This is a genomic window from Streptomyces sp., assembly GCF_035644915.1.
GTDB lineage: Bacteria > Actinomycetota > Actinomycetes > Streptomycetales > Streptomycetaceae > Streptomyces.
Map to the genome: position 1 here is coordinate 1 of NZ_DASQNP010000058.1, position 12,169 is coordinate 12,169.

General features: G+C 72.0%; 9 protein-coding genes. 3 read left to right on the forward strand and 6 right to left on the reverse strand.

The features are described from left to right. On the forward strand, positions 1-772 hold a 772-nt coding region (locus VE546_RS06245), incomplete at its 5' end, for a helix-turn-helix transcriptional regulator (protein ID WP_324919390.1). Next, positions 769-975: a DUF397 domain-containing protein gene (locus VE546_RS06250; protein ID WP_324919392.1), complete on the forward strand. Its 207-nt coding sequence runs from the start codon at positions 769-771 to the stop codon at positions 973-975. The genes VE546_RS06245 and VE546_RS06250, both read left to right, overlap by 4 nt. Before the next feature lie 212 nt (positions 976-1,187). Here the strand turns inward: VE546_RS06250 and ppdK are convergent, their stop codons facing one another. The 5 genes from ppdK to VE546_RS06275 all read right to left on the reverse strand — a co-directional run bounded on the left by ppdK (position 1,188) and on the right by VE546_RS06275 (position 8,900). Next, positions 1,188-4,028 carry a pyruvate, phosphate dikinase gene (gene ppdK, locus VE546_RS06255; protein WP_414720414.1) on the reverse strand — a complete coding sequence of 947 codons (2,841 nt, stop codon included), beginning with the start codon at positions 4,026-4,028 and terminating at the stop codon, positions 1,188-1,190. 339 nt (positions 4,029-4,367) lie between these two features. Next, a complete protein-coding gene (locus VE546_RS06260; protein WP_324919396.1) occupies positions 4,368-5,603 on the reverse strand; it encodes an ROK family transcriptional regulator in 1,236 nt (411 codons plus the stop codon). A 37-nt stretch (positions 5,604-5,640) separates the two neighbouring features. Continuing rightward, a complete protein-coding gene (locus VE546_RS06265) occupies positions 5,641-6,507 on the reverse strand; it encodes a carbohydrate ABC transporter permease (RefSeq protein WP_324919398.1) in 867 nt (288 codons plus the stop codon). Further along, positions 6,507-7,490 carry a sugar ABC transporter permease gene (locus VE546_RS06270; RefSeq protein ID WP_324919400.1) on the reverse strand — a complete coding sequence of 328 codons (984 nt, stop codon included), beginning with the start codon at positions 7,488-7,490 and terminating at the stop codon, positions 6,507-6,509. The genes VE546_RS06265 and VE546_RS06270 overlap by 1 nt, the downstream gene beginning before the upstream one ends. 36 nt (positions 7,491-7,526) lie before the next feature. Beyond that, entirely contained in the window at positions 7,527-8,900 is a 1,374-nt protein-coding gene (locus tag VE546_RS06275; RefSeq protein ID WP_414720415.1) for an ABC transporter substrate-binding protein, read from the reverse strand. A gap of 357 nt (positions 8,901-9,257) precedes the next feature. Here VE546_RS06275 and VE546_RS06280 point away from each other — a divergent pair, with 357 nt between their 5' ends. Beyond that, complete coding sequence (locus tag VE546_RS06280) at positions 9,258-10,727, forward strand: MGH1-like glycoside hydrolase domain-containing protein (RefSeq protein WP_324919402.1); 1,470 nt, start codon at positions 9,258-9,260, stop codon at positions 10,725-10,727. Positions 10,728-10,793: 66 nt separating this feature from the next. Here VE546_RS06280 and dusB read toward each other — a convergent pair whose 3' ends face one another. Next, positions 10,794-11,924: a tRNA dihydrouridine synthase DusB gene (gene dusB / locus VE546_RS06285; protein WP_324919404.1), complete on the reverse strand. Its 1,131-nt coding sequence runs from the start codon at positions 11,922-11,924 to the stop codon at positions 10,794-10,796. Positions 11,925-12,169: the final 245 nt, after the last annotated feature.

The following is a 12,169-nucleotide window of genomic DNA, read 5'->3' on the forward strand; positions in this document are numbered from 1 at the left end:
CGCCCGCCAGATCAAGCTGTGGCGCACCGCGGCGGGCCTGACCCAACTGGAGCTGGGCAAAGCCATCGGCTACAGCCTGGGCATGGTCTCGGCGGTGGAGCGGACCAAGCGCCTGCCGCACCCGGAGTTCCTGGAGAAGGCGGACAAGGTGCTGGGCGCGGGCGGCAAGCTCGCGGCGATGAAGGAGGACGTGGCCGAGGCCCGGTATCCGAAGAAGGTCCGGGACCTGGCCAAGCTGGAGGCCGAGGCCGTTGAGCTGGGCGCGTACGGCAACCACAACATGCATGGCCTGTTGCAGACGGAGGAGTACACGCGGGCGCTGTTCGAGATGCGTCGTCCGGCATACAACACGGATGACATCGAACGAAACGTGGCCGCCCGCATGGCTCGACAGAAGATCTTCGAGCGGCAGCCTGCTCCGCTGCTGACCTTTGTCCAGGAAGAGGTGACGCTCAGGCGCCCTCTCGGGGGCAGAATGGTCCTACGCCGCCAGCTCGAACGTCTGCTGGAGGTCGGACAGTTGCGGCATGTCGAGATCCAGGTGATGCCGACAGACCGCGAAGACCACGCCGGGATGGGTGGTCAGCTCCAGTTGCTGAAACTCAAGGAGGGCTCGGCGGTTGGGCACTGGGAAGGTCAGTTGTCCAGCCGAGTGATCTCCGACCCCAAGGAAGTTCAGATCCTTGAGATGCGGTATGGGATCATCCGGGCCCAGGCTCTCACTCCGCGTGAGTCGTTGGCCTTCATCGAGAAACTGCTGGGAGAGACATGACCCTCAAGCCCTCAGCCGGAGACGGTTCCGAGCTGGAGTGGATCAAGAGCAGCTACAGCAGCAATGACGGCCCCGAGTGTGTCGAGGTCGCGGCCGCCCCTGGCACCGTCCACGTCCGCGACTCCAAGAACGTCCGGGGCCCGCAGCTCGCCTTCGCGCCGGAGGCGTGGGCCGACTTCGTGTCCCACACCGCAGGTCGCTGACCTCGACCGCCCGCGCTCCGCGCCCGATTGACCCGGACGCGGGGCGCGTTGCCATGTGGGGTTGTTGAACGCATGCGCGCAGCTCACGGCGGAAGGGGCGGCGCCTCCGCACAGGCGCCGCCCCTCCCTTTCGGGTCCCGGAGCCGTCCGCCGCCGGTGAGGGTGAGGAGATGTGGCGGCGGAGAGGGCTCCGGTGTCAGGTGGTCATCGGGTCACCGGCTGTCGCTGCCCCCGTCCCCCTCGACCACCGCCGCGCGGCCGGCCTCCAGGCGGGCGACCGGGATGCGGAAGGGGGAGCAGGAGACGTAGTCCAGGCCGGCCTCGTGGAAGAAGTGGACCGACTCCGGGTCGCCGCCGTGCTCGCCGCAGACGCCGAGCTTGAGGTCGGGGCGGGTGGCCCGGCCGGCCGCGACCGCGTTGCGGACCAGGGAGCCGACGCCGTCCTTGTCGATGGTCTCGAACGGCGAGACGCCGAAGATGCCCTTCTCCAGGTAGGCCGTGAAGAAGCTGGCCTCCACGTCGTCCCGGCTGAAGCCCCACACCGTCTGGGTGAGGTCGTTGGTGCCGAAGGAGAAGAAGTCGGCGGACTCGGCGATCTGGCCCGCCGTCAGCGCGGCGCGTGGCAGCTCGATCATCGTGCCGAGGGTGAGGGCCAGGTCCACGTTGTTGGCGGCCTCGACCTCGGCGATGACCTTCTCGGCCTCCTCGCGGACGATCTCCAGCTCCTGGACGGTGCCCACCAGCGGGATCATGATCTCCGCGCGCGGGTCGCCGCCCGCGGCCCGCCGTTCGGCCGCCGCCTCCGCGATGGCCCGCACCTGCATGGTGAACAGGCCCGGGACGACCAGGCCGAGGCGTACGCCGCGCAGGCCCAGCATCGGGTTCTGCTCGTGCAGGCGGTGGACGGCCTGGAGCAGGCGCAGCTCGTTCTCGTGGGGCTCCTTGCGGGCCTCGGCGAGCGCCACCCGCACCGACAACTCGGTGATGTCCGGCAGGAACTCGTGCAGCGGCGGGTCCAGCAGCCGTACCGTCACCGGCAGGCCGTCCATGGCCTCGAACAGCTCGATGAAGTCGCCCTTCTGGAGCGGCATCAGCGCGGCCAGCGCCTCCTCGCGCTCGGCCTCGGTGTCGGCCAGGATCAGGCGCTCGACCAGTTCGCGCCGCTCGCCGAGGAACATGTGCTCGGTGCGGCACAGGCCGATGCCCTGGGCGCCGAAGCGGCGGGCGCGCAGCGCGTCCTCGGCGTTGTCGGCGTTGGCCCGCACCCGCAGGCGGCGTACCCGGTCGGCGTAGGCCATGATCCGGTGCACGGCCTTGACCAGCTCGTCGGCGTCCTCGGCGCCGGCGTGCATCCGGCCCTCGAAGTACTCCACGACCGGGGACGGCACGACGGGGACCTCGCCGCGGTAGACCTTGCCGGTGGAGCCGTCGATGGAGATGACGTCGCCCTCCTCGATGACCACCCCGCCCGGCGCGGTCAGGCAGCGCCGCTTGGTGTCGACCTCCAGCTCCTCGGCGCCGCACACGCAGGTCTTGCCCATGCCCCGGGCGACGACGGCGGCGTGCGAGGTCTTGCCGCCGCGGCTGGTGAGGATGCCCTCGGCGGCGATCATGCCGTCGAGGTCGTCGGGGTTGGTCTCGCGGCGGATCAGGATGACCTTCTCACCCGAGCGCGACCACTTGATGGCGGTGTAGGAGTCGAAGACCGCCTTGCCGACGGCGGCTCCCGGCGAGGCCGCGATGCCCCAGCCGATCCGCTCGGCGCCGCCGTCTCCGATCCTGCTCTCGTCGAAGCGCGGGAACATGAGCTGGGCGAGCTGGGCGCCGTTGACCCGGCGCAGCGCCTCGGCCTCGTCGATCAGGCCCTGGTCCACGAGCTGGGTGGCGATCCGGAAGGCGGCGGCGGCCGTGCGCTTGCCGACCCGGGTCTGGAGCATCCACAGCTTGCCGCGCTCGATGGTGAACTCGATGTCGCACAGGTCCCGGTAGTGGTTCTCCAGGATCTCCATGATCCGCAGGAGCTCGTCGTACGACGCCTTGTCGATCCGCTCCAGCTCGGAGAGCGGCACGGTGTTGCGGATGCCGGCGACGACGTCCTCGCCCTGGGCGTTGGCGAGGTAGTCGCCGTAGACGCCCTGCTGGCCGCTGGCCGGGTCGCGGGTGAAGGCGACGCCGGTGCCGGAGTCGGGGCCGAGGTTGCCGAAGACCATCGAGCAGACGTTGACGGCCGTGCCCAGGTCGTGGGGGATGCGCTCCTGGCGGCGGTAGAGCTTGGCCCGGTCGCCGTTCCAGGAGTCGAAGACCGCGCGGATGGCGAGGTCCATCTGCTCACGCGGGTCCTGCGGGAACTCGCGGCCGGTCTCCTGGGCGACGATGGTCTTGAACCGCTCGACGAGCTGCTTGAGGTCGCCGGCGTCCAGGTCGACGTCGGTGGCCGCGCCCTTGGCCCGCTTGGCTTCCTCCAGGGCCTCCTCGAACAGCTCGCCGTCGACGCCGAGCACGGTCTTGCCGAACATCTGGATGAGACGGCGGTAGGAGTCCCAGGCGAAACGTTCATCCCCGGCCTGGGCGGCGAGTCCGGCGACCGAGGCGTCGGACAGGCCGATGTTGAGGACGGTGTCCATCATCCCGGGCATCGAGAACTTGGCACCGGAGCGGACGGACACGAGGAGGGGGTTGTCCGCCTGGCCGAGCTTCTTGCCCATCTTCTGCTCCAGGGCTTCGAGGTGTGCACTCACCTCGTCACGGAGAGTCGGGGGCTCGGAACCGGATTCGAGGTAGACCTTGCACGCCTCGGTGGTGATGGTGAACCCGGGAGGGACCGGGAGGCCGAGATTGGTCATCTCGGCAAGGTTGGCCCCCTTGCCGCCGAGAAGGTCCTTGAGGTCCTTGTTGCCCTCGGTGAAGTCGTAGACGAACTTCTGGGTCGGGAGAGGCTCTTCGTTTTCCGGCACGAGAATCGCGCTCCTCGCTGGATCCCCCGGACCGCGGCCGGGGAGGCTGCCCTGACGGCGGGGAGCGTACCCAGATCGAAGGCGTTCGAGTACGTCCATCGGCAAGCCATGAGGCCGTAACCACCCATCTGCCGAGGGATCGAAAGCAAAGGATGGTTCAAGCACCGAAGAGGCGCGTTTTCAGAGGTTGAACTCTTCTGTACGGAACGTGGCGCCGGATGGGCCGTTTCGGCACGCCAGGTCACCTGTTCCGTGACTTCTTGAAGAAACCAGGGCTGGCACTCAGTGCCACCTCTTGGAGAAGTACAGGGTACTTTCTGGCGCTCATATGAGCGCTGCCGCTATCAAAGTGGCGAGAATCACGCCCTCGGCGACCGTCGCATCTCAGCCATCGGACACATACGCGGACCATCTCGCTCGAATGAGCATCCGCGGGGATCACAGCCCCATGGCGGCCAGCCGGGCGTCGGCCCGCGCGGGCTCGTAGAGGTGCTCCACGACCATGGCCGCCGCGCCGACCAGGCCCGCGCGGTCCCCCAGCCGGGAGGTGACCACGGTCAGGTGGGCGGTGCTGCGGGGCATGGCGCGCTGGTAGAGCAGTTCGCGCACCCCGGTGACGAACGGGGCTCCGGCCAGGTCGCCCGCGATCATCAGCACCCCGGGGTTGACCACGGTGACGACCGTGACCAGCACCTCCCCCACCCTGCGGCCCGCCTCCCGGGCCAGCCGGACCGCGTCGGGCCGGCCGGCCGCGAGCAGGTCGCGCACCTCGGTGCCGGAGGCCGCCGGCACCCCGGCGGCGGTGAGCTGCCCGGCCAGCGCCCGGCCGCTGGCGACCGCGGCGAGGCAGCCGTACGAGCCGCACATGCACAACGCGTCCGGCCGGTCGTGCAGCCGGATGTGACCGATGTCCCCGGCGCCGCCGTCGATGCCGCGGTACATCCGGCCGTCCACCACCAGCCCGGCGCCGATGCCGGTGGAGACCTTCACCAGGAGGAAGGCGGCGCAGTCGGGGTAACCGGTGCGCTGCTCGGCGTACGCCATCAGGTTGGCGTCGTTCTCCACCAGCACGACGGGCCCCTCGCCGTCCCCGGCCCCCGTGCCCCGGGCGTCCGCGTCCCCCAGGACGTGCTCCCGGTACGCCTGCCGCATCCGCTCGGGGATCGGGTAGCCGTCCCAGCCCGGCAGGATCGGCGGCTGGACCACCCGTCCGGACTCCCAGTCCACCGGCCCGGGCACCGACAGGCCGATGCCGCAGACGTCCCCGGGCGCGACCCGGGCCCGCTCCAGCAGCGGCGGGAAGCGGCGCACCAGCCGGCCGATCACCTCCTCGGGGCCGTCCTCGACGGCCAGCGGACCGGTGTCCTCGGCCAGCACCGTGCCCGCCAGGTCCAGCACGGCGGCCCGGGCGTACCGGGTCTCCAGGTCGACGGCGAGGACCGCGGCGTGCGTGCCGTCGAACTCCAGCAGGCCGGCGGGGCGCCCGCCGGCCGGGCTGCCCGCGGGGACGGTGGCGCCCTCCCGGATCCAGCCCGCCCGGAAGAGCCGGTCGAGGCGGTGGCCGACGGTGGAGCGGGACAGTCCGGTGACGCGCTGGAGTTCGCCGCGGGTGGTCGCCTCCCCGCTGCGGATGAGCCGCAGCAGGTGTCCCGCGCTCGACTGGTTTCCGGTCATGCCGTCATCTTCGCCGCTCGCCCCGCCGGGCCGCCGCTCAGCCCTTGTCCGCCCCGCTGGTCAGGCCCTCGGTCAGCAGGCGCTCCGCGGCGAAGAACAGCAGCACCACCGGCACGGTGAGCACGACCGATCCGGCCATCAGCACCGTCTTGGAGACCTCGATGCCGCCCGCGAGCTGCTGGAGCCCCAGGGAGACCGTCCACTTGCCCGGCTTCGCGGCGAGGAAGAGCAGCGCGAACAGGAACTCGTTCCAGGCGATCATGAAGATGTACAGCCCGGTGGCCATCAGCGAGGGCACCGCGAGCGGCAGCACCACCCTGCGGACCGTCTGGAGCCGGGTGCAGCCGTCGATCGCCGCGGCCTCCTCGACGCTGCGCGGGACGGTGGCGAAGTAGTTCCTCATCATGTAGATCGACACGGGCACGGTCTGCGCGATGTAGACGACCGCCAGTCCGGCCAGGCTGCCCTGGAGCCCCATCTTGGCGAACATCACGAACAGCGGCACGGCCAGCAGGGTGGCGGGGAAGAGGTAGACGGCCAGGAAGACCGCGCTGACGTGCCGGCCGCCGAAGAACCTCAGCCGGGTGACGGCGTACGCGCCGGGGACCGCCGCGAGCAGGGTGAGCGCGACGGTGCCGAGGGAGACCGCGGCCGAGTTGGCGAGCATGCGGACGAAGCCCTGGCCGCCCTCGGAGGTGGGCCTGAGGACCTCCTGGTAGGTGGCGACGGTGAAGTCCCGCGCGGAGACCCACAGCCTCCCGGGGTCCAGCAGCAGCGCGTCGATCGGCTTCACCGACAGCAGCAGCATGTAGCAGAAGGGCAGCAGGGTGATCGCCGCGAGGAAGGCGATCACCACCCATCGCAGGACCGCGAAGGTCCGCTCCTCGAACCGCGCGCGGCTCATCACGCCTCCTCCCGCACCCGGCCCGCGAAGAACCGGAAGTACAGGCCCAGCAGGACCGTCAGGACCAGCGCCAGGACGAGCGCCTGGGCCGCGGCGGCGCCCACGTCGTAGCGGGCGGTGAGGAAGTCGTAGACCCGTACGGCCACGACGTCGGTGCCCGCTCCCCCGCCGGTCAGCAGGTAGACGTCGTCGAACTTGTTGAACGTCATGATGAAGCGGAGCACGCACAGCAGCGCGATGACCGGCATGAGCTGCGGCAGCAGGACGTACCGGAAGCGCTGGGCGACGGTGGCGCCGTCCACCGTGGCCGCCTCTTCCAGGGTGCGCGGTACGGCCTGGAGCCGGGCCAGCAGGAAGAGGAAGGCGAACGGGAAGTAGCGCCAGGTCTCGAAGGCGATGACGGTCAGCAGGGCCAGCGGGATCTCGAACTCCACGCCCAGCAGCGAGACTTCGTGGTCGCGCGTGGAGAGGAAGGCCAGTGGCTGGTCCCAGCCCAGGAACCGCCGGCCCCACTCGCCCACGATGCCGTACTGCGGGCTGAGCGCGACCTGCCAGACGAAGGCCACGGCGACCACCGGCGCGACGTACGGCAGGAGCATCGCCGCGCGCAGCGGGCCGCGCCCGCGGAAGGGCCTGCGCAGCGCCAGGGCCGCGACCAGGCCCAGCAGGATCGATCCGGCGGTGCCTCCGACGGCGTAGATCAGCGTGGTGACCAGGCTGGTCCAGAAGCCGGGGGAGCCGAAGACGTGGCGGAAGTTGTCCGCAGTCCAGTTGCCGAACAGGCCCATGCCCTGGATGTCGACCAGCCTGGCGTGCTGGAACGCCAGCAGCACCGTCCACGCGATGGGCAGGATCACCACCACCAGGACGACCAGGAAGGTGGGGGTGACGAAGGCCAGTCCCGCGCGGTTCTCCCGCTGGGCGGCGGTGAGGGGGAGGGGGCGGTCGCGGCGTCCGGCCGCGGCGCTGTCTGCTGCTGTCATGGGGGGCGTTCACCTCGGGCGCGTGGGGGGGAAGGGCTACCGCAGGGAGGTCCGCAGGGCGGAGACCTCCTCGTCGGCGTCGTGCGCGGCCTCCTGGGGGGAGACCTGTCCGCCGGTCATGGCGCCGATGGCCTTGGGCACGGGCAGTTCGCCGCCCATGGCGCCGACGAGGGCGCCCTGGCCCCGGGTGATGCCCCAGCGCCTCATCACGGTCACGCCGTCGGCGAGCCGGTCCAGGAGTCCGGGCGGGTACACCTCGTCCATGGGCCGGCGGGTGTCCACGCCGATGGGGCTGGAGCGCCAGGCGCGCAGGTACTCCCCCGGGTCCTCGGGGGTGCCGGTGCGGAGCGGGATCTTCCCCTCGGGGGCCATGCCGAACCAGTCCCGGTAGCCGTCGCTCATCATGTACTCGACGAAGGCGCGGGAGGCCCCGGTCTCGGCGGTCCTGGTGACGGCCCAGGAGGTGACCTCGCCGAACTGGGTGGGCTCGGTGCCGTCCGGTCCCTCCAGCGTGGTGACGATCCCGCTGTTCTCCGCCAGGAAGCCGCGGTCCCCCTCGCACTCGGGGCAGCTCGGCAGCGCGTCGCCGCGCAGCCCGGCCAGTTCGTCCAGGACGAAGGAGGACCACAGGAGCACCGAGGAGGTGCCGGAGAAGTAGGTGGCGCGGGTGGAGTCGATGGTCTGGGTGCCGGGGGCGCCGTACGCGCGGGCGAGGGTGTCGTACGCGGCGAAGGCCTCCTGACAGGGAGGTGTGTCGAGCGTCACATTCCCGTCGGCGCCGACCAGCTCGCAGCCGTTGGCCAGGGCCAGGCTCTCGAAGCTCTGCTGGGTGGCGACGTCCGCGGGGTCGGTGGCCAGGGAGGCGCCGACGCGTCCCGGGGTGTCCAGTTCCCCGGCGGCCCGCAGCAGTCTCCGGTAGGTGTCGGGGGCGGGCAGGCCCGCCGCGCGGAACCGGTCCGCCCGGTAGACCACCAGTTGCAGCCAGGCGTCGGAGGGGACCACCAGCCGCCGTCCGCCGTCGGCGGTCAGCTCCAGGGCGTTGGCGGTGAAGGTGCCGGTGCCCAGTGCGCGCACGGTGTCGGCGGCGACGGCGGTGTCGAGCAGGTCGTTGGTGTACATCTGCCAGGCCTGGCCGAGCGGGACCGCGCCGATGACGTCGGGCAGATCGCCCGCGGCGGCGGCCGACATGACGAGCTGCGGGAGCTGGTTCTCGGCGACGCCGACCAGGTCGACCTCGACCCCGGTCTCCCTCTCGAACCGGCCGACGACCTCCTCGGTCGCCGCCATCCGGGGCGGCAGGTTCTCCAGGGTCCACACCGTGATGCGGTTGCCAGGTGTGACCTCCGTCACACCCGAACAGCCGGACGACGCAACGGCGTACAGCACCACGGCGAACACGACGAACAGCAACCGGCGTACGCTTGTGCGTTTGTGAGCGCCCCCTTTCCGCCCCTTCGCTCCTTGTGTGTCAGGTCTCACAGCGTCACTTCTGCCTTTCCGCAAGACAAAACCCTAGGCTTGCAGAGGCGTAACCTAGGAGTCACATCCACAGTTCGGAGTTCCCGTGGAGCGCGTCGCCCAGTTCACCGACCCTCCCCAATCCGCCGCCGCACCGGGGGCCGGCCCCCGGCCCTCGACCGGATACCCGGGGTTCCGTCTCCCGTACCCGGACGCTCCCTCCAACGGCGGGTACGGACCGGGCGGCGCCCCGGCCGGCACCGACGAGACCGCGCCGGTCCTTCCGCCCTCCCTCGGCCGGGCGGCGTGATGCACCCGTTTCCACTCGTCCAGCCCTACATCCCTGCCCAGAGGTCCACGGTCGGCGTCACCGCCGGAGAGCTGCGCCACGCCGCGCGGCACGTGCTGCTGCGCAACTGGACGGGCTCCTCGACCGTGCCCTCGCGCGGCCTGTACCCGCACCAGTGGAGCTGGGACTCGGCGTTCGTCGCCATCGGCCTGCGCCACCTGTCGGCGGTGCGCGCCCAGCGCGAACTGGAGACGCTGCTGGCCGCCCAGTGGGGTGACGGACGCGTCCCGCACATCGTCTTCAACCCGTCCGTCCCCCTCGGCGCCTACTTCCCGAGCCCGGACTTCTGGCGGTCCTCGACCGCCGGGGCCGCGGCCGGGGCGCCGTCGGACGTGGAGACCTCCGGGATCGTCCAGCCGCCCGTCCACGCGCTCGCGGCCTGGCTGGTGCACCGCGCCGACCCGGTGACCTCGCGGCGGCGCGGCTTCCTCAAGCGGCTCTACCCCAAGCTGGCCGCCTGGCACCGCTACCTCACCACCCACCGCGACCTGGGCGGACGCGGCCTGGTGTCGGTCGTCCACCCGTGGGAGCCCGGCATGGACAACAGCCCGTGCTGGGACGGCCCCCTGGCCCGCGTCGAGCCGGTCCCGGCCGGCTCCTTCCGCCGCGCCGACCTCGACCACGGCTGCGCCGCCGACCGCCCGACCGACCTGGACTACTGCCGGTACGTGCGGCTGGCCTCCGACTACCGCGACCACGGCTACGACGACGAGGCCGCGCCCCACCCGTTCGCGGTCGAGGACCCCGGCGTCAACGCCCTGCTGATCGCCTCCGAGCACGCGCTCGCCCGCATCGCCGCCGAGATCGCGCCCGAGACCGCCCCCGGAACGGCCCCCGACCCGGAGGACCACCGCAGGCGGGCCGCGGAGCTGACCGACGCCCTGGTGGCGCGGCTGTGGGACGAGGAGGCCGGACTGTTCCTCTGCCGCGACGTGCGCTCCGGGGAGCTGATCCCCGAGCTCAGCGCCGCCGGGCTGGTGCCGCTGGTCGTGCCGGGGCTGCCGCCGCGCATCGTCCGCGCGCTGCTGCGCACGGTCGGCGGCGAGCACTTCGGACTGGGCTCAGCCGTGCGGCTGGTGCCCAGCTACGACCTGCGGGGGCACGCCTTCGACCCGTGCCGCTACTGGCGCGGGCCCGCCTGGTTCAACGTCAACTGGCTGGTGGAGCGCGGCCTGCGGCAGTACGGGCAGACGGCGCGGGCCGACGCCCTGCGGGCCTCCGTACTGGCGGCGGCGGCCTCCTCCGGCTTCGCCGAGTACGTCGATCCGTACACCGGGGCGGCGCGCGGCACCCGCGAGTTCAGTTGGACGGCGGCGCTCGCCCTGGACCTGCTGGCCCGGAACGCGGACCGCGCCGGGGTGCGGGCCGAGGTGCGCGCCGGACTGCGGGCCGGCATCCGGGTGCGGAGCGGCGAGGCCGCGGTCGGGTGAGCGCGGGGCGGACGGCCGGACCGTCCGCCCGCACCGGACCGGCGGACGCCGTACCGGCGGGCCGGATCAGCCGCCGGAGGTGTCCAGCTCGGCGTCCACCTCGACGCCCGTGCAGTCGTACGGGTCGTCCAGCCAGCCGTCGGGCAGGACGACCCGGTTGCGGCCGGAGGTGCGCCCGCGCGGGCCGTCGGCGCCCTGGGGCCAGGGCTGGTCCAGGTCCAGCTCGCCCAGCAGGTCCTCCAGCTCCGCCAGGGAGGAGGCCGTGGCCAGCCGCTGGCGCATCTGGGAGCCGACCGAGAAGCCCTTGGTGTACCAGGCGACGTGCTTGCGGAAGTCGATCACGCCGCGCTCCTCGTCCTCCAGCCACTCCCCCAGCAGCCGGGCGTGCCGGAGCATCACCGCCGCGACCTCCCGCAGCGTCGGCCGGACGCGCTCGTCGGAGCCCTCGCAGGCGTTGACCAGGTCGGCGAAGAGCCACGGCCGCCCCAGGCAGCCGCGCCCGACCACGACCCCGTCGCAGCCGGTCTCGCGCATCATCCGCACGGCGTCGTCGGCCGACCAGATGTCGCCGTTGCCCAGCACCGGGATCTCGGGGACGGCCTCCTTCAGCCGGGCGATGGCCTCCCAGTCGGCGGTGCCCCCGTAGTGCTGGGCCGCGGTGCGGCCGTGCAGGGCGATGGCGGTGACGCCCTCCTCCACGGCGATGCGCCCGGCGTCCAGGTAGGTGAGGTGGTCGTCGTCGATGCCCTTGCGCATCTTCATCGTCACCGGCAGGCCGCCCGCGCCGGTGACGGCCTCGCGCAGGATCGACCGCAGCAGGGGGCGCTTGTAGGGCAGCGCGGAGCCGCCGCCCTTGCGGGTCACCTTGGGCACCGGGCAGCCGAAGTTGAGGTCGATGTGGTCGGCCAGGTCCTCGTCGGCGATCATGCGGACGGCCTTGCCGACGGTCGCCGGGTCCACGCCGTAGAGCTGGATCGAGCGCGGCTTCTCGCTCGCGTCGAAGCGGATGAGCCGCATGGTCTTCGCATCCCGCTCCACCAGCGCCCGGGTGGTGATCATCTCGCTGACGAACAGCCCCTTGCCGCCGCTGAACTCCCGGCACAGCGTCCGGAACGGCGCGTTGGTGATCCCGGCCATCGGCGCGAGGACCACCGGCGGCCGGACCGTGTGCGGGCCGATGGAGAGCTGCTGTGTCATGGGCCTGGGCATCCTCGTGGTCGCTCGGACAGGGGACGGACCCCCCATTGTCCCCCATCCGCTCCGCACCCCGGCCGGCCCGTCCCGTCAGGCACCGGGCCGGCACGGGCCGGCCGGGGTGCGGGTCAGTGCCCCAGGGCGGCGGCGAAGACGGTGAGGAAACCGGCCGCCCCGATCAGTCCGAGGATCCAGGGCGCGGGGATCAGCCGCGGCCGCGCGGCGCCGGGCGCGGCGTGCTCGGCGAG

Excerpts from the sequence above, each read along its gene's own strand:
- ppdK (WP_414720414.1), bottom strand. The coding sequence starts at position 4,028 with ATGGACGTACTCGAACGCCTTCGATCTGGGTACGCTCCCCGCCGTCAG.
- VE546_RS06280 (WP_324919402.1), top strand. The coding sequence starts at position 9,258 with ATGCACCCGTTTCCACTCGTCCAGCCCTACATCCCTGCCCAGAGGTCC.
- VE546_RS06260 (WP_324919396.1), bottom strand. The coding sequence starts at position 5,603 with ATGACCGGAAACCAGTCGAGCGCGGGACACCTGCTGCGGCTCATCCGC.
- VE546_RS06270 (WP_324919400.1), bottom strand. The coding sequence starts at position 7,490 with ATGACAGCAGCAGACAGCGCCGCGGCCGGACGCCGCGACCGCCCCCTC.
- VE546_RS06265 (WP_324919398.1), bottom strand. The coding sequence starts at position 6,507 with ATGAGCCGCGCGCGGTTCGAGGAGCGGACCTTCGCGGTCCTGCGATGG.
- dusB (WP_324919404.1), bottom strand. The coding sequence starts at position 11,924 with ATGACACAGCAGCTCTCCATCGGCCCGCACACGGTCCGGCCGCCGGTG.
- VE546_RS06250 (WP_324919392.1), top strand. The coding sequence starts at position 769 with ATGACCCTCAAGCCCTCAGCCGGAGACGGTTCCGAGCTGGAGTGGATC.